Annotated in this window: 29 protein-coding genes, 1 tRNA gene, 1 other RNA gene and 1 other annotated feature; of the genes, 1 reads left to right on the top strand and 30 read right to left on the bottom strand. The window is 38.8% G+C overall.

Going from position 1 to position 24,495, the window contains the following annotated elements; genetic code table 11:
- Positions 1-28 precede the first annotated feature (28 nt).
- From JOD28_RS02805 to JOD28_RS02675, 27 genes are all read right to left on the bottom strand, one after another.
- Positions 29-652, bottom strand: coding sequence for an NAD(P)-dependent oxidoreductase (locus JOD28_RS02805; protein WP_204769371.1), 624 nt, complete (start codon positions 650-652; stop codon positions 29-31).
- Between the two features lie 117 nt (positions 653-769).
- A tRNA-Lys gene (locus JOD28_RS02800) sits at positions 770-842 on the bottom strand.
- Positions 843-1,071: 229 nt separating this feature from the next.
- Positions 1,072-2,064, bottom strand: coding sequence for a UDP-glucose 4-epimerase GalE (galE, locus tag JOD28_RS02795; RefSeq protein ID WP_204769370.1), 993 nt, complete (start codon positions 2,062-2,064; stop codon positions 1,072-1,074).
- A gap of 40 nt (positions 2,065-2,104) precedes the next feature.
- Positions 2,105-2,842, bottom strand: a complete 738-nt coding sequence (locus tag JOD28_RS02790) for an acyl-[acyl-carrier-protein] thioesterase (RefSeq protein ID WP_204769369.1) — start codon at positions 2,840-2,842, stop codon at positions 2,105-2,107.
- A 51-nt stretch (positions 2,843-2,893) separates the two neighbouring features.
- On the bottom strand, positions 2,894-3,775 hold the full coding sequence (gene rsmI / locus JOD28_RS02785; RefSeq protein ID WP_204769368.1) for a 16S rRNA (cytidine(1402)-2'-O)-methyltransferase: 882 nt from the start codon (positions 3,773-3,775) through the stop codon (positions 2,894-2,896).
- Between the two features lie 2 nt (positions 3,776-3,777).
- Positions 3,778-4,704 (bottom strand): DNA polymerase III subunit delta, encoded by a 927-nt coding sequence (locus JOD28_RS02780; protein WP_204769367.1) that lies wholly within the window; start codon positions 4,702-4,704, stop codon positions 3,778-3,780.
- Complete coding sequence (locus tag JOD28_RS02775; protein WP_204769366.1) at positions 4,704-5,033, bottom strand: cyclic-di-AMP receptor; 330 nt, start codon at positions 5,031-5,033, stop codon at positions 4,704-4,706. The genes JOD28_RS02780 and JOD28_RS02775 overlap by 1 nt, the downstream gene beginning before the upstream one ends.
- Positions 5,034-5,038: 5 nt before the next feature.
- Positions 5,039-5,683, bottom strand: coding sequence for a dTMP kinase (tmk, locus tag JOD28_RS02770; protein ID WP_204769365.1), 645 nt, complete (start codon positions 5,681-5,683; stop codon positions 5,039-5,041).
- Positions 5,684-5,749: 66 nt separating this feature from the next.
- Positions 5,750-6,016: a YaaL family protein gene (locus JOD28_RS02765; protein WP_204769364.1), complete on the bottom strand. Its 267-nt coding sequence runs from the start codon at positions 6,014-6,016 to the stop codon at positions 5,750-5,752.
- Positions 6,013-6,618, bottom strand: coding sequence for a recombination mediator RecR (recR, locus tag JOD28_RS02760; RefSeq protein ID WP_204769363.1), 606 nt, complete (start codon positions 6,616-6,618; stop codon positions 6,013-6,015). Before recR ends, JOD28_RS02765 begins: the two co-directional genes overlap by 4 nt.
- Before the next feature lie 35 nt (positions 6,619-6,653).
- Positions 6,654-8,438, bottom strand: a complete 1,785-nt coding sequence (gene dnaX / locus JOD28_RS02755; RefSeq protein WP_204769362.1) for a DNA polymerase III subunit gamma/tau — start codon at positions 8,436-8,438, stop codon at positions 6,654-6,656.
- Between the two features lie 103 nt (positions 8,439-8,541).
- Positions 8,542-8,635: signal recognition particle sRNA small type (gene ffs, locus JOD28_RS02750), an RNA gene on the bottom strand.
- A 19-nt stretch (positions 8,636-8,654) separates the two neighbouring features.
- Positions 8,655-9,173 (bottom strand): HD domain-containing protein, encoded by a 519-nt coding sequence (locus JOD28_RS02745; RefSeq protein WP_204769361.1) that lies wholly within the window; start codon positions 9,171-9,173, stop codon positions 8,655-8,657.
- 71 nt (positions 9,174-9,244) lie between these two features.
- Entirely contained in the window at positions 9,245-9,739 is a 495-nt protein-coding gene (gene tadA, locus JOD28_RS02740; protein WP_204769360.1) for a tRNA adenosine(34) deaminase TadA, read from the bottom strand.
- On the bottom strand, positions 9,717-10,358 hold the full coding sequence (locus JOD28_RS02735; RefSeq protein ID WP_204769359.1) for a class I SAM-dependent methyltransferase: 642 nt from the start codon (positions 10,356-10,358) through the stop codon (positions 9,717-9,719). The genes tadA and JOD28_RS02735 overlap by 23 nt, the downstream gene beginning before the upstream one ends.
- Positions 10,359-10,489: 131 nt before the next feature.
- On the bottom strand, positions 10,490-10,855 hold the full coding sequence (gene rplL, locus JOD28_RS02730) for a 50S ribosomal protein L7/L12 (protein WP_204769358.1): 366 nt from the start codon (positions 10,853-10,855) through the stop codon (positions 10,490-10,492).
- A 55-nt stretch (positions 10,856-10,910) separates the two neighbouring features.
- A complete protein-coding gene (gene rplJ, locus JOD28_RS02725) occupies positions 10,911-11,447 on the bottom strand; it encodes a 50S ribosomal protein L10 (RefSeq protein WP_204769357.1) in 537 nt (178 codons plus the stop codon).
- A gap of 27 nt (positions 11,448-11,474) precedes the next feature.
- Positions 11,475-11,590 (bottom strand) — a sequence feature (ribosomal protein L10 leader region).
- A gap of 38 nt (positions 11,591-11,628) precedes the next feature.
- The gene (gene rplA, locus JOD28_RS02720; protein WP_204769356.1) at positions 11,629-12,321 is read right to left on the bottom strand and encodes a 50S ribosomal protein L1; all 693 of its coding nucleotides are present in this window, start codon (positions 12,319-12,321) and stop codon (positions 11,629-11,631) included.
- Positions 12,321-12,785, bottom strand: coding sequence for a 50S ribosomal protein L11 (gene rplK, locus JOD28_RS02715; protein WP_204769355.1), 465 nt, complete (start codon positions 12,783-12,785; stop codon positions 12,321-12,323). The genes rplA and rplK overlap by 1 nt, the downstream gene beginning before the upstream one ends.
- Before the next feature lie 130 nt (positions 12,786-12,915).
- The gene (gene nusG / locus JOD28_RS02710) at positions 12,916-13,545 is read right to left on the bottom strand and encodes a transcription termination/antitermination protein NusG (RefSeq protein ID WP_204769354.1); all 630 of its coding nucleotides are present in this window, start codon (positions 13,543-13,545) and stop codon (positions 12,916-12,918) included.
- 113 nt (positions 13,546-13,658) lie between these two features.
- Positions 13,659-13,832, bottom strand: a complete 174-nt coding sequence (gene secE, locus JOD28_RS02705; RefSeq protein WP_013103504.1) for a preprotein translocase subunit SecE — start codon at positions 13,830-13,832, stop codon at positions 13,659-13,661.
- 12 nt (positions 13,833-13,844) lie between these two features.
- Complete coding sequence (gene rpmG, locus JOD28_RS02700) at positions 13,845-13,994, bottom strand: 50S ribosomal protein L33 (protein ID WP_204769555.1); 150 nt, start codon at positions 13,992-13,994, stop codon at positions 13,845-13,847.
- A 53-nt stretch (positions 13,995-14,047) separates the two neighbouring features.
- Complete coding sequence (locus tag JOD28_RS02695; RefSeq protein ID WP_204769353.1) at positions 14,048-14,635, bottom strand: TetR/AcrR family transcriptional regulator; 588 nt, start codon at positions 14,633-14,635, stop codon at positions 14,048-14,050.
- 107 nt (positions 14,636-14,742) lie between these two features.
- A complete protein-coding gene (locus JOD28_RS02690) occupies positions 14,743-16,290 on the bottom strand; it encodes an ABC transporter permease (protein ID WP_204769352.1) in 1,548 nt (515 codons plus the stop codon).
- Between the two features lie 149 nt (positions 16,291-16,439).
- On the bottom strand, positions 16,440-16,988 hold the full coding sequence (gene hpf / locus JOD28_RS02685; protein ID WP_204769351.1) for a ribosome hibernation-promoting factor, HPF/YfiA family: 549 nt from the start codon (positions 16,986-16,988) through the stop codon (positions 16,440-16,442).
- Positions 16,989-17,069: 81 nt separating this feature from the next.
- Positions 17,070-17,741, bottom strand: coding sequence for a ComF family protein (locus JOD28_RS02680; RefSeq protein ID WP_204769554.1), 672 nt, complete (start codon positions 17,739-17,741; stop codon positions 17,070-17,072).
- Positions 17,741-19,015, bottom strand: coding sequence for an ATP-dependent helicase ComFA (locus JOD28_RS02675; RefSeq protein WP_204769350.1), 1,275 nt, complete (start codon positions 19,013-19,015; stop codon positions 17,741-17,743). Before JOD28_RS02675 ends, JOD28_RS02680 begins: the two co-directional genes overlap by 1 nt.
- A gap of 17 nt (positions 19,016-19,032) precedes the next feature.
- On the opposite strand from JOD28_RS02675, the gene JOD28_RS02670 reads away from it, so the two are divergent.
- Positions 19,033-19,668, top strand: a complete 636-nt coding sequence (locus JOD28_RS02670) for a YigZ family protein (protein WP_204769349.1) — start codon at positions 19,033-19,035, stop codon at positions 19,666-19,668.
- Between the two features lie 166 nt (positions 19,669-19,834).
- Here JOD28_RS02670 and JOD28_RS02665 read toward each other — a convergent pair whose 3' ends face one another.
- From JOD28_RS02665 to JOD28_RS02655, 3 genes are read right to left on the bottom strand one after another with little or no spacing between them, the layout of a single operon-like run.
- Complete coding sequence (locus JOD28_RS02665) at positions 19,835-20,821, bottom strand: Ppx/GppA family phosphatase (RefSeq protein ID WP_204769348.1); 987 nt, start codon at positions 20,819-20,821, stop codon at positions 19,835-19,837.
- Entirely contained in the window at positions 20,818-22,962 is a 2,145-nt protein-coding gene (locus tag JOD28_RS02660; protein ID WP_204769347.1) for an RNA degradosome polyphosphate kinase, read from the bottom strand. Before JOD28_RS02660 ends, JOD28_RS02665 begins: the two co-directional genes overlap by 4 nt.
- Positions 22,962-24,455 carry a Ppx/GppA phosphatase family protein gene (locus JOD28_RS02655; protein ID WP_204769346.1) on the bottom strand — a complete coding sequence of 498 codons (1,494 nt, stop codon included), beginning with the start codon at positions 24,453-24,455 and terminating at the stop codon, positions 22,962-22,964. Before JOD28_RS02655 ends, JOD28_RS02660 begins: the two co-directional genes overlap by 1 nt.
- Positions 24,456-24,495 lie beyond the last annotated feature (40 nt).

Below are 24,495 nucleotides of genomic sequence, written 5' to 3'. Positions count from 1 at the left end.
CATTTCAGTGAACGATTATTTATCATTATTAAACAGCATCTGCCACCGATAAGCGACCTTGATGTGTGGTTGGTGTTTCAAGTTCGTCAAGTACAGCTAATGCCATGTTCCCTGTCGTTACATGCGAATTTCCTTCACTGTCTAGTACAATTTTATCATGCGTTAATGCATATTTCGTGCCTTCACCAACGACAAAATTACTTTGCGGTGAAAAGCCCACCCAGTCCACGTCCTTTGTCCAACGTAAAAATGTAAGTTCATAAAAACCATGCTGTGGTTCATTAATCCATTCATCACTACCTGGAATAGCTTTTAAGTCTTCAAGTAGTAGGTTGCCCGTCACATTTTCAAGTGAAGCGGCGCCTAACATGAAAACGCCACGTACCTTTGTATTGCGCAAGAGATGAATTAAGTGGGTGGCAGCATCTAAAATCAATTCTGGTTTTTGGTGGTTTGCAAATGTGTTAACAACAACATCAAAATCTTTAATATCATCAACTGTTAAATCAAAGACATCTTTAACTACTGTATTAACATCTTTAATTTCAACCGTTTTGCGAACAAAAGCGGTCACCTCATGACCACGCTTGACTGCCTCAACCGTAATCGCACTGCCCGCATTTCCTGTTGCACCAATAACTGCGATTTTCATAATAAACCTCTTTTCCTTTTATTTTACCATGATGCGCGATCATTAACTATCATCATAAACGCATGATATTAAGCCAAAATAAAAAACCAACACAAATTGTATTGGTTTTTAAGATAGTGGACAGCCAGGGGCTCGAACCCTGGACCCACGGATTAAGAGTCCGTTGCTCTACCAACTGAGCTAGCTGTCCATTTGTCACTTTCACAACAAGATGTAGTATACCATGTATTTTTATTTCTTGCAACATTTGTTTAAATTTGTTGATTAACTCACCCGACAAAGTATCATGTAACACATAACCTAATCTCATCACGTACTAAGTACTCATGTTGTAAATGCCCCACTATTATTATTATTCAACTTATCAGTTTCTAACAAAAAACGTTACAACATGATGTCGTAACGTTTTTTACTTAAATTTATTTATCGTTGTAACCTGTTGGATGGTTTTTATGCCAATGCCATGCTGTTTTAATAATATCTTGCACATTATCATACTTTGGTTGCCATCCCAACACATCACGTGCCTTATCAGAATTAGCAATTAAAATATCTGGATCACCTGCACGACGTGGTCCGATTTTTGATGGTATATTGACGCCAGTCGCCTCACGTGCTGCTTCGACCATCTCTTTAACTGAGAAGCCAGTTGCCGATCCGAGATTAAATTGATTAGAATCATGGCCATCGGCTAAATACTTTAACGCCCTAATGTGCGCATCAGCCAAATCTAAAACATGAACATAGTCTCGAACATTAAAACCATCTGGGGTTTGATAATCATCCCCAAACATTTCGATGTATTCTCTTTGACCTAGACCAGCTTGCAAAATAATAGGTACCAAATGCGTTTCAGGTGTGTGATCTTCACCAATGGTCCCATCTTCGGCGGCACCAGCAACATTAAAGTATCGCAGAGCAACCCACTTCACACCATCCGACTTATCCGACCATGCCATGATTTTTTCCATCATCAATTTTGACTCACCATAAGGATTGATTGGATTTTGTGGGTCAGTTTCTTTAATTGGAATATTGATTGGATTGCCATAAGTTGCAGCTGTTGAAGAGAAGACAATTTGCTTGACATCATGTGCCTTCATAACTTCAAGTAATGTAATCATACCACTTGTATTATTATCAAAATACTTCAACGGATTAGCTACCGATTCTGGCACAATCGAAAAAGCAGCAAAATGAACGACTTGTTCAATCGCTTCTTTATCAAAAACCTCTGATAATGCAGCTTTATCACGAATATCAACTTCATAAAACTTAGCTGCTGGGTTGACAGCTTCACGATGTCCAGTGAACAATGCATCCACAACAACAACGTCACGTCCAGATTCAACAAGTGTTTTAACCATGTGCGAGCCGATATACCCGGCGCCACCTAATACTAATACTGACATAACAGGCCTCTTTATTCTGAATTGATACTTTTAGTGTACACTAATTAGACACATCCCGCCACTTAAATTCTGCTTCTGCACTGACTGTGTCTCCAGTCATAATACGATGTTTACTAAGATTGTCCTTTAAAACAACTTGTGATTGAATCATATGTCCTAAGCGAATTTCATTTTCAAACTTTAAATTAACATAGGTTACTTCATGTGTTGTTAAATACTCAGGCGATACAACGTCTTGCATCCATTCAAAATATTTTGAGTTATTGACATGTTTATTCGCATCAATATCAAGATATCTCACATGATAGGCATTTTCTTCTACAGTATCATCATCGGTGATTTGCATAGGTTTAGCAATTCTTGGCACCTGTTTAACACGTTCTGGTTGGTACTTATCAACAATATCTTGTGGTAATCGTGCCATGCGTCGGTTGTCAATATCAATCATTGCCCAAATAGAATTCACATGAACAATTTCATGCCCCTGTGTATCAAAAAAAGCAAAATGTCGATTCACAAAAAAAGGATTATATTTCGCAGCAAATGTTCGAATTGTAATTTCTTCATTGATATTTGGTCGACGCTTAATATCAACTTCATATTGTAAAATAACCCAACCTAAACCACGGCCCATGTAAGTTGCTTGTCCAACTTTAAGCGCATCACTTTGTTTTTTTGATGCTAAAACCGCCCAATTCAAAATCATAGGTAGCGTGAGTTTTCCTGTTGTATCAGCTTCATAATATTCAACATGTCGCTTAATTTCAAATGTCTGCATGATCCATTCCCTTACCTCATTATGTTAATCATTTGACCAACACACCATACACTATGCCAATCCGTGATAATCAGAATAAACTGCCTGTCGGTCCAACGCGCGTGTTTTAGCAACTTGCTTAATGGCAGCATTGGGTTTTAATCCCTTACCAATAAGGTTTTCAACAGCATCGTGGACGGACAAGTCTTCATCATCATTTAAACTATTATCTGCCTTGACAATACCATGGTACCCGTCAATCAGCACAACAAATTCACCGCGAGCCTCGTTTTCTGTTGCCCAAGCCAATAATTCCTGTGTCGTACCACGTAAAAATTCTTCATAACGTTTCGTTAACTCACGCGCCAAAACAACCTTGCGATCACTTCCCATTACTTCTTGTATGTTCGCTAGTGTCTTTCGAATACGATGTGGTGATTCATAAAAAATAATCGTGTCACGTACGGTCGATAATTGCTGTAATTCAGCTAATTGTTCGTTATTTTTACGCTTTAAAAATCCATAAAAATAAAAGGGCTGTGGGACTAATCCACTGGCGATTAAAGCCGTCACACCAGCTGTCGCCCCAGGAATCGGTACGACGGTCACATTTTGATCTACGGCCGCTGCTACCAATTCTTTTCCAGGATCAGAAATAGACGGCATGCCGGCATCACTAACTTGGGCAACATTTTTGCCTTGAAGTAAGGCCGTGAGAATGCTTGGTATTTTGGCCTGCCAATTATGTTCATGAAAACTCGTTTGTTTGGTATCAATCTCAAAATGATTGAGCAATTGTTGTGTATGCCGTGTATCTTCTGCAGCAATAAGATCAACTTGCTTTAAAACAGTTACCGCACGCGGCGTCATATCTTGTAAATTACCTATTGGCGTTGGCACCAAAAACAACGTGCCTGTTTTGGTCAGTTTATCAAAGCTTTTTTGTTGTTGCATGGTCATTCTCCTAACGCAATTGTCACATCCAACACAATTTTTTCCAACCGCGTTTGTAATGATAAGTTCGTATGTCGTAGTTTGTCATCTGTTAATAAAGCATCGCTAGCCGCCAACAGACGCGCTTTTGTATGATGTTGGGTCAACGTTTTGTATAAACCAACAAGTGTCGGAAACTTTAACAAGTCATCAGGTATTTGACCAAAAACAATAGTATCGCGCGATAACTCGTGTAACCAATTAAAAAACAACACTTGTTGTTGACTTTCTTTTAGTTGACTAATCACCTGTAATTGTACATAAACAAAAGCTTCAATACGGCGTTGCATCATCAGTTCAAACCATTTAAATAAGATTAATTGTGTATTTTTTTGCCATGTGTCATTAATGGCATCATCAACAATCTCATCTAACTGCACTTCGGGTGCTAAGTTTACAATTTGCGCACGTGAACGAATAGTCGGTAATACTTCATTGATATTTTCGGCTAACATGAAAATTACTTGTGGGCCAGTCGGTTCCTCAATGAACTTTAACAATGCATTGCCTGCTTCTGCATGCAACGATTCCACTGCATCAAAAATAAAAACTTTCCGCGTACTTTCCTGAGCAACTGTCACAAATTCTGGTTTCAAAGCACGAATTTGATCAACTTTCCAAGTACGATTCGTTCCCACGCCACTTTTCGGTAAACTAGGTTGTGTGATATTAACGTCAGGATGATCATGTTCGTCTAATCGTATCGCATTTCGTTCATTAGCCCCAATAATTTGCCATGCTAAATACTGCGAAAAAGCCAACTTTTGGGGTTGACTTGGTCCGATAAATAAATATAAATGGCTCAGTTGTTTACCTTTAAGTAACGTCATAAAATGTGCGACTTGTTTAGGATAAACGCGCTCCGCAATTGTGACAAAATTAGAAACCATCAGAATTGATGAAATGATTCAATGCTTTGCGTATACACTGTCGCACCACCAACTTCAACCTCAACAGGATAAATACCACCATGCTCGCCACCAGCATCTAATCCGACGGGTGGTACCATATATTGCTTGCGTTTTTGTGATACCGTTTGAATCGTATCCAAAACAGACTGCACGCGCTCATCCTCAATGGCGATCAAAAACGTCGTGTTACCCGAACGCAAGAAACCACCTGATGTTGTTAATCGTGTCGCGCGTATATCTGCTTTGACAAAAGCATTGCTTAATTTTGTTGTATCTTTATCTTGAACGATAGCTGTCACTAATTTCATAAATTTTATACCTCTCGATATTTAATGCGTTCTAATAAGAGTTGCCGTGTTGTATCCACTACGCTGTCTAGTGACTGCGTTGCATCTACTATTTTAATTCTATCAGAAAACTTAACCTGTAGTTCTAAATATGTTTCTCGCACTTTTTGATGAAAAGCAAGGCTTTCTTTATCTAAACGATCAATTTTTTCTTGGCGATTAGCTTTAACACGTGCCAAACCTAATTCTGGTGGCACATCAAAATAAATTGTTAAATCAGGTAGCAAGCCGTCAATGGCAAATTGATTGATTTGCCAAATATTATCAATACCCAACCCACGACCACCGCCTTGATAAGCTAATGAACTATCAACATAACGGTCTGATATAACGACTTTACCGGCTCTCAATGCGGGTAAAACAGTTTCCACCAAGTGCTGACGCCGTGCTGCTGTGTACAACAACGCTTCAGTTCTATCATCCATTCCGTTGTCTTCTTCAGGCTGGAGAATAGCACGTATTGCCTCTGAGATTGGGTTACCGCCCGGTTCCCGCGTCGAAATTAAATCATCACCCAATATCTGCTGAAATTCAGCAACTAATTGCTTTAAAACGCTGGTCTTCCCAGCGCCTTCTGGCCCTTCAAATGTAATAAATAATGGCTTCGTCATTATTGTTGTCACCTTTTCTTGTCATTTAATGACTAACTTGATTGTAACATTTTCCAAATATGATGACTAAAATTGATTACGATCTGTTTTTAAAACATGTGTTTGCATGTGACCAACTGTTTTCCGACGTCTCGCTTCTCGATAAAGATAATTAAATTTAGCCTTAGTTAGCGCTGTTTGAGATTGGATAAGCCGAACATTAATTTGTCCGTCCAACAACGCTTCTTCAGAGTTTTTTGCTGTATCCCAATCAATTTTTGCTTTATCAATTTGAAATACAAGCGATTCATCATATTCACGACGCAAATTTTGCTTTTTTTTACCAAATATCATAGTTCTGTTCGTCCTTGTACGGCTTTAATAAGTGTCAATTGATCGGCATAATCAATATCAGAGCCAACTGCCAAACCATGCGCTAATCGTGTCACTTTAATACCCGCAGGTTTCAGTAGCCTTGCCAGATACATAGCAGTGGCTTCCCCCTCAGCATTAACATTTGTCCCTACGATAACTTCATCAATCTCCTGATGCTGGGATAAGCGTCTGATTAGGCTAGGCAAATTAATATCTTCGGGACCAGTACCTGCAAGCGGCGAGATAACACCATTTAAAATGTGATACAAACCATGATAATCTCGAGTGTTCTCCATTGCCATGACATCCCGAGAGTTCTCAACAACAAATACAGTGGATTGATCGCGTGACGTATCTTGACAAATCACACACGGGTTCATAGAATTTTCTGTAATATTCCCACATATCGAACAAAATGTCAGGTCATTTTTAGCAGAAAGCAGTGATTTCGAAAAATCTACCACATCATCCTCGTTCATACCCAGGGTGTAGAATGCTAGTCGTGTCGCTGTTTTTGATCCAATACCTGGTAACTTTGTATAGCTATCTATTAATTTTGCAATTGGTTCCGGATATTCCATAGTATGGGTGGCGTTACTGGCCGTTCCTTTCTTTATCAGTCAATGACTGTCACAATATCATCGCCGAATATTTTTTTAGCTTCAGCAACAACAGGTGCTTCTGAGGTTGCAACATGAGTATCAGTCGCTTTTTCAAGTTTTTCACTTGTCTGTTGACGCTTTACTCGTGGCAAATCAGTTAGTGCCATACTTCTGGTCACACCAGATTTCAATTCTTGGACGTATGCTGCACGCTGTTGTCGCCAATCATCTTGAGAAATAAATACCATTTCTACGGGTATATGTTGCGCTAAAAACGCAGTTGACAATTCATTTTGAAGATTTTCATCATACAAAGCCTGTTCAAGTAACGCTGGGTAATCAAAGGCTAACACGACCCCTTCATCGCTAGCTGCAACCGGTTCAGCAATGGTCAGCAATGCTTGTTGCGCCACATCAAATTGACTAATTAACGTCGACCACGTATTTTTAAGATGGTTTAATGCCTCTCTTTTGGCTTTTTTTAAGATGGCAAATACTGCTTCTTGTCCCGTACGCACCAATAATAACTCATCCGTGTGGCTATCATTGTGCTGTGACGAATCTTGCACCATTGCGGGAGATTCATTTTGCATGATTACAACTTGATCAGCTTCAGAATCTAATCTAACAACTGGTTTTTCTTCGACTGGTAATCTTGGTGTCGGTTCAGTCTTAGACACACGAATAGCTGACGACTGTGCATTCGTAGATGGATGACTTGAAGATGATTTTTGAGTTATATCAGTTTGTTTAACGGCTGGTGAGCCCACCATACTCAATTTAACGGTTAATAACTCTAAATAAATATCACTCTGCGTTGTCTGCATTAACTGTTTTTGAATATCATCTAGAATAACCATCATGGCTTCAATACGTGGTATTGCCAAGGAATTTACTAAAGTTTTTAATTCAGCAAGGGGAACAGTTGACTTGATTAAATCTGGTGCAACATCAACGAGCATGACATCACGCAATAATCCAAGAATGTCCACCACTAGTCGTTGGGCATCTTTCCCTTCACGTAAAATATCATGTAGTGTCTGCAAACTTGTTGGTGTATCACCCGCACTGATTGCCTTAAGATAAGCTACCAGTTGTGTTGCAGTAGTTGACCCTGTTACCTGTAACGCATTGTTAATCGTCACCTTGTCAGTACCAAAAGCAATGACTTGGTCTAAGATTGACAGCGCATCTCTCATGCCGCCTTCTGCCACATTTGCAATAATGCGCAAAGCATCATCTTCATAAGCAATGTTTTGTTGACGCAAAATATCAGCTAATTGTGCTTGAATAACTAAATTATCAATCCGCTTGAACTCAAAACGCTGAGTTCTTGACAAAATTGTCACTGGCACCTTTTGTGGTTCAGTCGTGGCTAAAATAAATTTCACATTGGCTGGCGGTTCTTCTAATGTCTTCAATAATGCGTTAAACGCACTATTTGATAACATATGTACTTCATCAATGATGTAAACTTTATATTCCGATTCAATTGGTGCGTAATCCACGTTAGATAAGATATCTCGCATATCTTCAACTCGGCTATTAGATGCCGCATCAAATTCAACAATATCTGGTATTTGTGAGTCTGCAGTATCAGGTGTGATGCCATTAATCTCACGAGCGAAAATTTTAGCGGCGGAAGTTTTTCCCGTACCACGTGGCCCTGAAAACAAATACGCATGTCCAGTTTGGTGCGTTTCAATGGCATTTTTAAGTGTCTGGGTGATAACGTCTTGTCCAACCATATCATCAAATGTTCTCGGCCGATAAACCCGATATAATGCTTGATATGCCAATGTTATCACCTCCAATAATAATTAAACTGCTATGTCGTTTGCTAACTAGAGTAGCGGCATTGCCTTCAGCCCGTTACTTACAAAAAAAGACCGCTACGCGGCCAAATATGTACACAAGCACAGCACCGAACAACCTTAGAGCTGCTACATTCCTGTCCTGACCCAGTTCGAGAGCCGATGCTTGCCTGCTTTACTATTATATCTAATTTTCAAGATTTACGCAAATACTTCTGCGACTTTTTTAACCCATTTTGTATGCCATTTGAAGTATGTCAAATAGGCCTTTGGAACTAAGTATTCATTAACCGCTGCAAAATCATCGACGATTGACACAATCCAACTTTCACGATATTTGGGTAACGCAATCGTTGCACCAAACATATGTTTTAGAATAATATCTGCTTCTTTTGGATTGATAGGTGTAATTTTTTGTGCGTTTTTGAGCGCAATACGAGGATGAACATAAGCATGTGATCCCTCTTCAAACTTCGTCACACGCCAATCATAATAAAATAAATCGTGGAGCAATCCTGCACGAGCTGTGGCTGTAGCATCTGCTCCAATTTTTTTTGCAATAAGATAAGACTGATAAGATACCGAAATAGAATGACGCAAACGATTAGAAAAGTGATGCTGTGTATACTGTGCGAGTTGTTGTACCTCATCATGTTGCAATAAATCATCGACAATATTTAAATAGTCTTGGTCATTGCGCCAAGCATTTGGATTTTGCATGTATTTTGTCCTTTTTATAAGTCTGTTTATATTATAATACGACATTACCATAATAGTGTAAATTTTGCTTATTATTTTTTAGATTGCCGTTTTTTTCGAATGTTTCCAAAGAAATCTTGCAATAAGCGCCCACCTTCTGAAGCTCTAATATCAGAGTGTACTTCAACCTGATGGTTCAGGCGATCATCTTCCAACAAATGATATAGTGAACGTGTGCCACCACCTTTACTATCCATCGCCCCAAAATAAACAACCGGAATTCGCGCGTTAATAATTGCACCAGCACACATAATGCAAGGTTCAAGTGTCACAAATAATGCTGTATTTTCTAAGCGCCATGAATTTAGTAAGTGATTAGCAGACTCAATCGCTATTAATTCAGCATGTGCCGTTGCTAATTGGTGAGACTCACGATGATTGTGTGCACGAGCGATAATTTCATTATTTCTAACAATGACTGCTCCAACAGGCACTTCTCCCGCTTCGTCAGCTAATTTAGCTTCGTTCAACGCAACTTGCATAAAATAATCAATTTGTTCTACACTAAATGTTGGAATTTGGGTCATAGATGCTCTCCAAAATATAATAACCTTTATCTTTATGAATAGTTGTCACGTTCCCAAATGTCGATAACAGATTCTTTTGCGCTGAAGGTGCGCCTTGCTTTTTTTGTAACACTGCAATCAATTTACCACCTGGTATTAAGTGATTGATCCCTTCTTGCAGCATTGTCGTAACAACAACTTTACCTGCTCGAATAGGTGGGTTGACTAAAATCAAAGCGTATTTATCAGAAATATTGGCATACATGTCTGACTGGAAAATTTTGACTTGATCACCAACACCATTACTATCTGCATTTTGACGCGCTAAAGCTAACGCACGTTCATTGACATCAGACATGTCTACCTGTCTTCGCAATGCTTTAGCAATTGCAATACCAACTGGACCATAACCAGTACCTAAATCGAGAACTTTACCTGGTTCAATAGTTGTTTTAGTAAGAGCTGTCAGCATTGTTCGTGTACCAAAATCAACAGTTGATTTTGAAAAAACACCACTATCAGTCTTAAAATGTAAATAATGACCTAAGAGTTCAAAATCAAAATTTTGATAATGATGTTCTGAATTGGGATTAGCTGTAAAATACATTTCCCCAGCAACTTTTTCGTTAGATATACTCATAATGGCTCCTTACGTTTATGTACAAAAAAAGAAGCACCGAGGTACCTCTTTTAATATGGCGAACCATTTATTGTATGCGCTTTTAATGGCCCAAGCAATAAAAATTGATTCATCAGTCGTACCAGAAAAAATTACTTCACTGCTACTGCTGCGCCTGTTTCTTCCAAAGCTGCCTTCAATTCGTTAGCTGCTGCTTCGTCAAGACCTTCTTTAACAATTGAAGGTGCGTTATCAACTAAGTCTTTAGCTTCCTTCAATCCAAGACCAGTTGCTTCACGAACTGCCTTGATAACCTTAACTTTAGCAGTTCCTGCTGAAGTTAATTCTACGTCGAATTCTGTCTTTTCAGCTGCTCCGCCTTCGGCACCACCAGCTGCGGCTACAGGAGCTGCGGCTGAAACATTAAATTCTTCTTCGATTGCTGAAACCAAGTCAGCCAAATCCAAGATAGTTGCATCTTTCAATGATGCGATAATCGCGTCTTTATCAAAAGCCATGATTAAATCCTCCAATTTTTTATGTGTATTTTAATTTTTAAGCATACCTAACAACTTATTCAGCTGCAGGTGCTTCTTCTACAGGTGCAGCAGTACCATCTTCTTCTAGCTTCTCTTGCACCGCCTTAACAGCATATGCAAATGAACGAATTGAGAATTGGAATTCTGCCATCAATTGACCAAGCAAACCTTCGCGTGATGGCAAAGATGCGTACTTGTTAATGTCTTCCAAGTTAGCAATGTTGCCATCGACAACACCACCCTTGATTTCTAACTTATCGTTAGCATCAGCAAACTTCTTCAAAATACGTGATGGTGCAATAGCATCATCTGCTGAGAATGCAACAGCTGAAGGACCGGCAAAAACGTCGTTCAATTCAGCATAACCAGCTTTTTCAGCGGCACGTGTCAAAATTTTGTTTTTGATCACTTCAAGAACAACACCTTCTTGACGTAATTGGTGACGTAGGTCTGTTGATTGCGCAACAGTTAGTCCACGTGCATCAACAACAACGGCTGAAGCAGCACTTTTGAATTGATCAGCAATCTCTTCAACTTTTTGTGCTTTAACTGCAATAGCTTTTTCACTCATGATATATATTCTCCTTTCATAATATTATTTTGCAAAAGAAATCCTGTGCACCAAAAGACACACAGGAAAAGTTTTTAAACTTCCTCGGCAGGATATTAAGGTACAAGTACCTCCTGAGTCTTAGGCAAAATGATTTAATTTACTTAATGAGTATATCAAATGAAATTGATATCGTCAAATATTACAATGAATTAACATCCAATGTAACAGATGGGCTAACAGTTGATGAGATTGATACGTGTTGTACGTATGTTCCCTTAACAGCGGCAGGACGTGACTTCAAAACAGTTGTTGCAATTGTTTTGATGTTTTCAGCCAACTTAGCTTCATCAAATGACACACGTCCAACAGGAACAGCAACGTTACCGTCACGATCTGTACGGTATGTTACTTGACCACCCTTAGCATCTGAAACAGCCTTGGTAACATCCATTGTAACTGTGCCAGTCTTTGGGTTAGGCATCAATCCCTTAGGTCCCAAGATACGAGCAACACGTCCAACTTGAGCCATCATGTCAGGCGTTGCGATAGCTGTATCAAAGTCCATCCAACCACTTTGAATTTGTGCAACTAGATCAGCTGCGCCAACAACATCAGCACCAGCAGCTTCAGCTTCTTTAGCCTTGTCGCCTTGTGCAAAGACAATAACTTTCTTATCCTTACCTGTGCCGTTTGGTAACACAACAGCCCCACGTAATTGTTGGTCTGCTTGACGTGTGTCAACATTCAAGTTGAAAACAATTTCAACAGAAGCATCATAGTTAGCGTAATCAAGTTCTTTAACTAATGTGACTGCATCGTTCAAAGCATAGTTCTTTTCAGCTTCAACCTTTGCCAACGCTGCAGTATATTTTTTACCGTGTTTTTGAGTCATTATTCTGCGTCCTCCTTGATTGCTGTACCTTCAACAGTCAAGTCAACACCTTCAACAGTAACACCCATTGAACGTGCTGTACCTTCAATCATACGCATAGCTGCTGTGACATCGTTGGCATTTAAATCATCCATCTTGTTTTCAGCAATTGCACGAATTTGATCCAAAGTAACGTTTCCGACCTTCTTAGTGTTAGGTTCTCCAGAACCCTTTCCTACGATCTTACGTAATTGATCAGCAGCAGGTGGTGTCTTTGTAACGAATTCGAATGAACGATCGTCGAATACAGAGATTTCAACCGGAACGATTGAACCTACTTGGTCTGCAGTACGCGCATTAAATTCTTTTGTGAATTGCGCGATATTAATACCGGCCTGTCCCAACGCTGGACCAACTGGTGGTGCTGGCGTTGCTTTAGCAGCGGCAATTTGTAATTTAACAACTGTTGTAACTTTTTTAGCCACGATTTTTTCCTCCTCGTGTTGTGGTAGACGCAGCTTAAGTGCTGCTCCCACGCATGTCGATGACATACCTGTTAATTATACAAAAATAAAAATGTTTTTGCAACATTTTTATCAATCACATAACACCTGATTACTTATCATCCAAAACAGTATCAACATCTGCAAAATCTAATTCTGTTGGTGTTTCACGACCAAAGACTTCAACGGTTGCTTCTAATGTTTGCTTTTCAGAATCCACAGCTGTCACTGTACCTTCCATACCTGAAAAAGGTCCAGCAATTATTTTGACAATTTGACCGGCTTCAACAGCTAACGTCACAACTTCACGTGTTGCCATCCCCATGCGTTTCATCAGAAGATCAACCTCTTCTGGCATCAAAGAGTTTGGCTTTGATCCGGCACCATGGGATCCCAAGAAACCAGTAACGCCCGGCGTGTTACGAACCACATACCAGGCTTCATCTGTCATGTTGTAATCTTGTGGTGTTGCCATTTCGACTAAAACATAGCCAGGAAAATCGTTTTCAACAGACGTTTTTGCTTCACCATCTTGAATAGTTGTCACTTCTTGTTCAGGCACTAAAATTCGGAAAATTTGTTCCGTCATTCGCATCGTTTGCGTACGTGATTCTAGATTAGCCTTGACTTTATGTTCATAACCAGAATAAGTATGAACAACGAACCATGACTTTTCAATATCGTCTGTATTATTAACTGGTATCTCGTTATTTTCTTGTGATAAATCGTTATTTTCTGACATTATATTAAGCGCAAAGCGTCCCTTCATTTTTTGATATAAAAAAGAACCCCTGTTTAAAGAAGTTCCTTGTTTGTCGTTAATAATAGTATACTATATTTTTTATAGTTATGCTATCAATTCATGATAAAACTAAACCCGCTTTGCAAAAGCCAATCAACACCACCTAAGAAGAGTGCAAAAATAACAGAAACAGTAATAACTGTAACTGTTTCTTTGGAAGCTTGATCTTGTGACAGCCAAGTCACATTTTTCATTTCAGTAGCAACGTTTCTAAAATATTTCAACATACTCGTCAACCTTTACTTTGTTTGTTGGTGCAATGTGTGCTTGCCACAAAACGCACAAAACTTTTTAACTGCAAGGCGTTCTGTACGATCTTTTGATAATGTTAATGTGTAGTTACGTGATCCACAAACTGTACACGCAAGTGATACTCTTTGACTAGCCATATCTGATTCTCCGTTAAATTCTTCTTCTAGCATAACATTTAGCACACTAAAACTCAACGTTGCGCGACACCATAAAGTATCAAATCAAGTAATTGTTGAATTCGTTCAGTCATCGTTTGTTCATTATTAATTGCATGAAAGTCACTAAATAAGGGTGCCAAGCTGGTAATATAAAACGAACTCGCAATTTTTGGGTCGATGTGATGACGTAATTTAAGCGCTTCCTGATCAAAAAATTGTGCAATAGGCATAACGTAATCACGACCAAATACAATTCCTAACTCACGTTGACTCACCGAAGATAGGTCTGAAAAACTGCCATGGATTAATGTGAACACATCTCGCGGATGGCGAGTGACAATGACCTGTGTCATATCAACAAGTTGCGCAATAGGTTGATCGTATGTCTTAGCCAACACCAACTGCATATTAGTGGCAACCTGTTGACCCACACGTTTAATAACTTCAACGAATAGTGCCTCTTTATCGCCAAAATAATGGTATAAAGCTGGTTGTGTCATATTGAGTACCTTAGTAATTTCACGTGTCGTTGTTTGCGCATAACCACGCGCCAAAAAAAGCGTCGTTGCCGCTAATAAAATTTTTTCGCGTGTTGCTTCACTTGTTGTTCTTGTGCCCATACAATTATTTTACACCCTTTTTAGTTTTAAAAAAGTATGACTTTCGCCATACTTCCATTGCCATATTCAAATCACTCATATGTTCTAAAATCAATCAGCTATCTAGCTCATGATTCACTCAGTTCGTTTGTCAAAATGTGACGTTGCTGAATGCGATAATATGTCACTAGCAATATGACAAATACTAACAACCACAAAATTAATATCATAACTTCCTGTTGCACATAACCACCAAACACTAATCGTGTGATCGCATTATTCAAGGCTGTCAGTGGCAAAATATTACGGATAAATTTAAAAATACCTGTCGACATAGCTTCTGGTGTTGTCGTTATCGTAAAAATGGCTTGTAGCAACATAACCGATAGTGCAAGCCACCAGCCACTTTGACCCATTAATTGTTTTAAATACCAAACGATGCTCATCATTGCCAATGACGCCACCAACGTAACACCAGTGACAGACCAGTAATTGCCTATTGATATATTTAAAAGCTTGGTACCAAGCACCATCAACATGATTGCCAACATATTTAATACGCCAGCAATTTGAAAAGTTCCCCACCATTGTTCTAACGCAAGTGCCTCTTTTTTAGCAGATTTCAAGGGGAGCATCAGACCAAATAACATAGCTAAGATGGTAACACCGATGACCAAAATATTAGGCAACATCGTTTGTCCACCTTGTTTAATCGGTTGAATATCTGTCGTATCAAAGGATACAATTTGTGATAGCGGTGACATATTTTGATTAGCTGCCTGCTCACCAAGCATATCTTTTAGTTGGGAGGCAATTTGTGATTGCCCATTTTGGATGTCTTTAGCACTTGATTGAATAACGCCTGTGCGGTCACTCAGTGCTTTCGTCTGACTGAGGTTTGCTGAAATATTACTAATCCCACCGACAACAGTTGTTTGCATTGCGTAAGAAACGTCATTAATCGCTACAGCCATCTCTTGAATTTTAGCTGTATCTCCTGCACTCACAGCATCATTAAGTTGCGCGGAATAACTGGCTAATTTAGTCGCTTCATCATTAGTTTTTTCTTGAAGGTCACTCGTTGTCTGTTCATCGATGCCATTACCCACAGCCTGCAAGTTAACTTGCAAATCATCGGCTTGTTTTGACAAACTTTGACTTTGATTAGTCAGTTTTTTTAGTACTGAACTATTAGCTATACCAACTGACAATAGTGTATTTTCGCGATTTAATGTACTGATTAGTTCACGCTGGATATACTGAGATGCAAATTGACTCTGCCCACTAGCAATCAGCTGTTTAATGCTAACACTTTTACCAGATTTTTGAGCAGACGCTAGCTGACTGGTAAAATTAATTGGCATAATAACAACAGCACTAACATTACCGTGACGCAAAGCTGATTCTGCCTGATTTTGTGTGGCATAGTTAATCGCTTTAAACGATCTATTTTGATGTAATGTACGTGAAAAATCATCGCCAATATCACGTTGTTTATCACGATAACGCGCACCCTTATCCAAATTAACAACTGCGACGCGAAGTTGATTAACTTGTTGTGACGTGTGATTCGTCACACTTAAAAAACCCACCACAAATAAAATTGGAAGCACAGTTGCAACTAGCCACTTGACTAATTGTCGTTTATTTTTAAATAAATACAGCCAACTTGACATAAAAAAACCTCTTTAATCTACTAGATATACTTTACTAGCATAACGATAAAAGAGAATTTTAGGGGCATCTTTATAAATTTTTATGACTTTTAACACAAATTTTTGTCATAATAAAAAGCCAAACGAGGGTTTGGCTTTTTCATTTCAATTTAACGTTCTGCAGTTTCAAGCAGACCATATTTACCATCTTGACGCTTGTAAATCACTGAGTCAGTGTTTGTTTCAGCATCCTGAAAGATGAAAAAGTCATGCTCTAGTAAGTCCATTTGCAATGCTGCTTCTTCTGGTGACATTGGTTTCAAGTCAACTTGCTTTGTACGAACAATTTGTAATGCATCATCATCAACGTCCGCAGCTGGGATTTCATCATTAGAATCAATACCCTTAAACCCTGTTTCACGTGATTTACGGTTAATTTTCGTCTTATACTTACGAATCTGACGTTCCAACTTTTCAGATACAGCATCTACGGCTGCATACAGATCTGGGTTTGTATCTTCTGCGCGTAACACAACATAAGGTAATACGATCGTTACTTCAGCTTTACCAGAATTATCTGACTTATAGGTGCGCAAGTTAACGTTCGCACGAGATTTTTCCTCGATATAACGGTTTAACTTTGTCAAACGCTTCTCCACATATTCTCGGAGTGCGTCAGTCACTGCGATATTTTCGCCACGTACATTATAATCTAACATAATTAATTCCTCCATTGAGTTACTATATTAATTATACCACATGTGTAAGCGTTTTCTGTAAAAATCTTCATTTTTTCATATTTATCGTGCTAAGGATAAACTTTTCACATTTTCAGCACCTAATTCATATAACAAATCGGCGGCATGAAATAAAGTATTTCCTGTGGTATAGACATCATCAATCAATAAAATTTGTTTACCTTGTAACGATACACCTTCTTTAACAGTAAAAATCTGCTCTCGTGTCAAACGTTCTTGCCGATTAAATTGAGACTGGTGCGACTTTTGCGTTGTCCTGACTTGCAAGATAGATTGGTACTTAATACCTGCTATTAAACCTGTAGTTTGGTTAAATCCGCGTGTAAACATCGTGTGCTGGCTCACTGGAATAGGCACAACCATATCCGTAGCTATAGTCTGTACTTTTTGGATTAACTCATGATTAAAAATAGCACGCAAAGCGTAGTCACCATTAAATTTATACTGCTGCATAAATTGACGCATCGCATCATTGTATTGATATAACGCTTGATGATTTAGTAGTTGTTTGCCTTGTTGTTGCCAACGCTGGCAATCATAACACAATTGTTGCGTATCTTGGTTACGACCACAACCTAAACACCCTGTTTTAATTAATGAAAATGTTGCTTCGCAAACTTGACATATTTGCCTTTTTTGCCATTTTATAAATCCAAACGTTTGCAATAATGATGCGTGATCATCAAGAAATTCTTGGCATAAACGACAGGTCATCATTGTCCTCCCAAACGCTTCCCGCGCCGATTCATTTGCTTTATTTGATGCTGCGCTGCTCTTATTTTAAGCGTGGTATGCTGAATGTAAGCCAAAACAAGACCAGTTGGTCGATCCTTACTACGGCCAACTCTACCAGCAATTTGAACCAGCGCATTCTCACTAAATATTGCTTCATCTGCACCTAAAATTAAGACATCAATCCCAGGAAATGTCACACCTCGTTCCAAAATCGTCGTTGTGACAAGATATTGATATGCCTCATCTCTCATTTTTTGTACTTTTTCTTGTCGATAGGGATCGGCAGCGTGAACATAAGCACCATTGATGTCTGGAAAATGTTTTTCAATCATCTGAAAAACAGGTTTTAAGTCCGCTACTTTGGGCACAAAAATTAAGAATCGACCATGGTTTTGTGTTAATTGACGAATTTGTTTTAAAAATTTGGCAGGTAATTTTTTTCGCCAATCACTAACTATTTTGGTGTTCAACGTCGGTAATAAGTGTTGATGAAATCGCAATGGTAAATACGAGGCCATTAATTCATGATGTTTAACGCGCTTTTGAAGTGCTTTTGTTGGTGTAGCGCTAAGATAAATGAGCGCACTATGACTTTTGCGAGCGGTCTCAACAGCATGTTCTAACATTTTATCTCCCGCATAAGGAAAGCTATCGACCTCATCCACAATTAATAAATCAAATGCCGATTTAAAACGTAACATTTGGTGCGTTGTGGCTAATACTAACTGTGTATAACGGTAGTCTTCTGTTTGCGCGCCATGTAACACAACCATATCAGTCTGTGAAAATGCTTGTCGCAGGCGTGGCGCAAGTTCAACAATCACATCAATCCGTGGTGACACAATTGCCACACGCAACTTTTGTTTCAATGCTTGATAAATGACCGGAAACAACATTTCTGTTTTACCAGCACCCGTAACAGCCCAAATAAGATGCTCACGTTGTCGTGCAAGTGTTTCAATGAGTTCATCACTGACATCCTGCTGTTGCCTAGTGAGACGTCCTTGCCACGATAATATCACCTCACCTGTAAAATCATTGGGTTCAGGATATGATAACAACACGTCATGAGAGCTAACACGTCCTAAAGATAAACACGCTTGGCAATAGAAATGATTGTTGGGTAATTTTTCATTATTTTTTTGACCACAGCGTTGGCAAACGTGTGCAATAAAGGCTGGTGAGATAGTGAATTTTTCTGATGATGTGGCTATTTTAGGCTGAATAATTTGACGACCATAATGTACTTTCATACTGTATAATACGATATATGTCAGACTATCTCACAATTGCGCCCCATAATTTTTCTTGGACGCAAGAAATTAAAAAATCACGGTTCATTTTAAATATGTCACGAATTGATTCTGAGGCATCTGCCCAGTCTTTTGTTGATGAAATCAGTAAAAAACACCCCAAAGCAGCACATCACGTATTTGCTTATGTTTTAGGTGACAATAGCCAAATTAAACGTTATTCTGATAATGGTGAACCCAGCGGCACTGCTGGTGTTCCCATGTTAGAAGTATTGCAAAAAAACAATTTACATGATGTCGTTGCCGTTGTAACGCGCTATTTTGGTGGTATTAAATTAGGCGCTGGCGGCTTAATACGTGCTTATGCTGGCACAGTAGCAGAAGGCGTCAGCAGTGCTGGCTTCGTTTTACGTGTTACCCAGCAAAAAATAACAGTTACAGTAGACTACAAAAATACCGACATGATTACTTACTGGCTTTCAAACCATAATTACCAAATTACAACGACAACGTATGATACTGCAGTACATCTAATCATTCCCGTATCTGCTGATCGATTAGATGAATTTCAGACTGACATCACAAATGTATTAGCCGGCCAAGTCACTTTTGAAATTGGTGAAGAAACTTTCTTTGAAATTCCGGTAAAATAAGCTATAATTAAATAGTTATGATCTGCTAGTGTAATGGATCGCACGCAAGATTCCGGTTCTTGAAATCCGGGTTCGACTCCCGGGTAGATCATAAAAAAAGACAAACCTTTAACGTTAAGGCTTGTCTTTTTTTATTTCGGGTCAAATGACACGATTAGCGCTGTTATCATGGTAAATCCTCTGCATCCATTGTCATCGCTGCTGGCTCTGGCGAGACAACATCATGACCTGTATTGGATGAGATTTGTTCAAAAAGCACACCTTCTCGCAAGCCACTTTGTGAAAAAATAACTTGTTGTCCTTCGGTAAACAGAAGTAACTCAACTAAGGGTAATAACCCGCCGACAATGATGTCGCCTCGTTCTTTGGCGAGACCGGGCATTTTTTTACGGCCATCCAAATCTTTTTTTAAGATATTCCCATAAATTGATGCCACTTCTTGAATGTTTAGATGATAGCCATGCACGGCCATATCTTGAATTTTTTCTTTTTTACGGCTTATTTTAGCTAATGTACGATTACTCCCACCAAGAGCAATAACTGGCATATTTTTCGACTCGTGTAACCATGCAATATCACCAAAAAGTTGGCGGAGTGCAACAATAGCTTCAAATAACTCACTAGCTAATATCTTATCTGTCCCTAAATAAGTTTCAGAAATATTAACAGCCCCTACTGGTAAACTCACCGCATGTACTGCCTGTTGATTCCTAACTAAAATAATTTCTGATGAGGCACCACCAGTATCTAAAATCAAGGCATCATTGATCGGTAAGGTGTTGATCACACCAACATAATCAAAATGTGCTTCCTCTTCACCAGCTAACACTCGCAAATCAAATCCCATAGTTTCTTTGAAAGCGGCTAAAAATTCTCCTTGATTGCTTGCTTGACGAACAGCAGCCGTAGCCACCGCATAGACTTCTAATTTATTGACTTGGTAGGCCGAAAGCGCTTGCTTAAATTTATTCAAAACAATCATTGCACGTGAAATAGCTTCTGGCTGTAACACTTTATTCGGTCCCATACCTTCTGATAAACGTACCATTTCTTGAAATCTAGCTAATACTTCGTAAGAACCGTCTCTATGATAACGGCTAACTGTCATTCGTACTGAATTAGATCCTAAATCGATTACTGCAATCACTGTCATGATTCGTTTCCCTGCTTTTCATTTAAGAATGGATTATTTAGCGGTTCAAATTGTTGGGTTGCTGTTTCCAAGCTTTCACGTTTGATCTGCTTTTTTTGTTGTAATAAACTATCGTTAATAAACTTCTCTTGTGAGTTTAAAGCTACCACACCCCGACGATCTTTCTTAACAAAACGACCATCGGCTTGGAGAACACGTGTTTTAACATTATCGTCCCACATTGTTTGAAAAATTGCCAACACCTTATCTCTAATGGGTTCATTTTTAAGTGGAAATAACAATTCAACACGTCGATTTAAATTACGTGTCATTAAATCTGCTGACGACAAATAAACTTTTGGGTTTCCGTCGTTTTCAAAGCTATAAATACGACTATGCTCCAAAAAACGACCAACAATTGAATGTACTTCTATTGTGTCACTCACCTCTGGCAAATCAACCTTTAACATTGTAATGCCACGAATAATCAATTGTATCTTCACACCAGCGTAACTAGCTTGGTACAAGCGACGAATCATTTGTTCGTCTGATAATGAATTAAACTTCATTTTGATTGCTGCCGGCCGACCGGCTTTAGCATTGGTAATTTCATTATCAATTTGTTCGTAAATGAATTCACGAATACCATCGGGTGACATATGCAACTGATGAAAGTAACCAGGGTCTGAATAACCCGTTAAAATATTAAAGATTGACGCAACATCCGCCCCTAATTCAGAATCGCTCGTCAAAAGACCCAAATCCGTATAAAAATTAGCTGTGACGTCATTATAGTTTCCTGTCCCCAAGTGTACATAGCGTCTAATTGCATCATCTTCACGACGAACCACCAAAACAACTTTTGCGTGTGTCTTCAAACCACGCAAACCATAGACTACGTGAACACCCTGTTGCTCCAGTTCACGCGCCCAATGGACATTATTTTCTTCATCGAAGCGCGCTTTAATTTCTACTAAAACCGTCACCTGTTTACCACGTCGCGCCGCATCCCCAAGTGCTTTAATAATTGGCGATTTCCCAGAAACACGATACAAGGTCATTTTAATTGCCAAAACCTGATCATCTTGAGCTGCTGTTTGGATAAACGATACAACTGACTTAAAAGAGTCGTAGGGGTGGTGTAGTAAATAGTCTTTTTGCCGAATACTAGCAAACAACTTATCTGGTACTAAATCGGTATCATTATAACCCGTAAAAGACGGAAATTGTAACTCTGGCGCGGTTATTAACTTGAGCCAAGCACTTAAAAAAGTTAAATCAATCGGTCCATTCACACGATAGGTCCGCTCTTCATCAACATGCAATAATTTAATCAACTTTGTCATCAAAGCTTTGCTAGTGGTGTGTGATAAGATGACGCGAATAATGCGGCCACGCTCACGTTCCTGCAACTTAGACTGAACATCTTGTAAGATATTGGGTGTATCCTCATCGTCAGCGATATCTAATTCCATATCTCTCAGCACATGGAATACCATAGATTCTTTAATGGTATATCCTGGAAACAGTGATCCCAAAAAAAGCTGGACAATGTCCTCAATTAGGATATACTGATTTTCTTCTGGCAGAGTAATCACACGACCTGATGTCTCTGGTACCTGCAATACAGCAATATATTTTTCCGACTTTTCGTTTTCTTTTTTAAGCCGGACACCAATATTTAATGTATCGTTAGCTAAAAAAGGAAACGGACGTGTTGAATCAATAGCCATTGGTGTCAATACAGGAAGCAGTTCTTGCTCAAAAAATTGTTTCAAAAAATGATACTGCGTGGTGGACAAATCAGCAGCACGTAACAATTCAAATCCCTCGCGTTTTAAAGCAGGCAATAGACTACGTGTTAACACTTGATACTGATTTTTAATCTGTTGACCTGCGACAAGTGATACTTGATCTAATTGTTTTTTTGGTGTTAATCCCGATGCATCTGCCTTATCAAGTCCTATCATTACCTGTTGTTGCAAACTCGCAACACGCACCATGAACCATTCGTCCATGTTTTTTTGCGTAATGGCTAAAAAATTAGCGCGCTCCAGTAACGGATTATAAACATCTCTTGCCTCTTCTAACACACGATCATTAAAGGCTAACCAACTAATTTCACGATTGACATAATATTTTGACTGCTTAAAATCAATCATTACACCCTTCTTCCTTTTCTCTTTAGGCTAATCGGTAACCCAAACACAGCTTCAAAAAAAACAGCTTTTTGATCAAACGTATAAATTTCTAGCTGTAGATCAGCAACCGACTGACCAGTAATTTTAATGCTTTTATCCGTCACTGAGACTGTTAATTTATCAATTTTTTGTAATCGGCTGTCATCTAAGGCATCAGCTAGTCTTAGTAACGCTGCAAGTTTAGCAATTCTTAAACGCTGTTGCGGTGAAAAATCTTGTACTGTACGTAAAGCACTATCAGGGGTTTCCGCGCTATGATAACGCGCTATAGAGGCAATCATACGCTGCTCTACTGTTGACAATCCATGAAAATCAATACCTGATAAAATCTCCTCTGAATATTGGTAATGCCTTTGCGAATTAATAAAGCTACCGACATCATGCACTAAGGCGACGACTCCAAGCAATAAACGATCACGTTTATCTAAATGATGCACTTTTTTCAATCGATCAAATAATTGTTGCGCGTACGTCAACACGACTTCGCGGTGCCGTTCTTCAACCATGTATCTGTCCGCAATGCCACGGGCAGCCGTAATAATGTCGTCTTCATCATGAACGTCCTTCATCGATAGACCATCTAGCATCGTTAAATCGCTAATGTTAACCTCATCCACTGCTATGGCATTCATCACATTCATTAACAGCAACATTTCAGTTAATGCGAAAGGAACATCATTTAAATCAATCGCATATTTATCGATAATGGCTTGATCATTCATACCTGATAAATTACTAATGACATTTTTAATCTGTTTTTTTGAGATACTTTCCCAATGTTTTTGTTCGGATAAAAATATATTTTGCGCAGCATCCCCACCTAGTAGGACAAGCGTTTCAGTTGGCTTAAACGGTGGCAACATATGCCAAAAATCAGCTAATTTACTATTAATAAACTCTTCAGCCAACTCAGTTACTTGTGCGACTTCAACTGACATGTCATTAATTGATTGTGCTAATCTCACTGGCCCAATAGCGGAATGTTGGGAAAACTCAAAACGATTTTTTTCAAAATAACCTAAATCAATCCGACTCGAACTCATACCAAGCACAAACGTATTATTTTTAAGAGACAAATTTTGTTGTAATTTATCTGATTGCCGAACAGCTAGTTGACGATAATAACTTTCTTGATTACCATTCAACCAGTTAATTCTCAGCCCTGTTGTGCTTTCAATTTGATCAGCAAAGTATACAGCATTTTTAACCTGTGACAGCGCTTCACTTCCAAATAATTGCACATCTATCACAGCATAATCCCGCAATAATTGTTGAAAACGGTGTATTTGTTCCAATGCGCGACGCATGATTTCGCTAGTAAATACTGACGCATTAATATCACTTTCATTGAACTCACGATGAACATTTTCAACTTTTTTATCAGTTCTGGTATCTATAATTTGTAATGCTGCCATACTAGAACTTAATAATATAATACCCTTCAATTTCGCCATATTGACTTCAACTATCTATTTATATTCAGTTTATCATATG

This window comes from Leuconostoc rapi (genome assembly GCF_016908715.1).
Classification (GTDB): domain Bacteria; phylum Bacillota; class Bacilli; order Lactobacillales; family Lactobacillaceae; genus Leuconostoc; species Leuconostoc rapi.
This window is presented reverse-complemented; position numbering and strand designations above follow the sequence as displayed.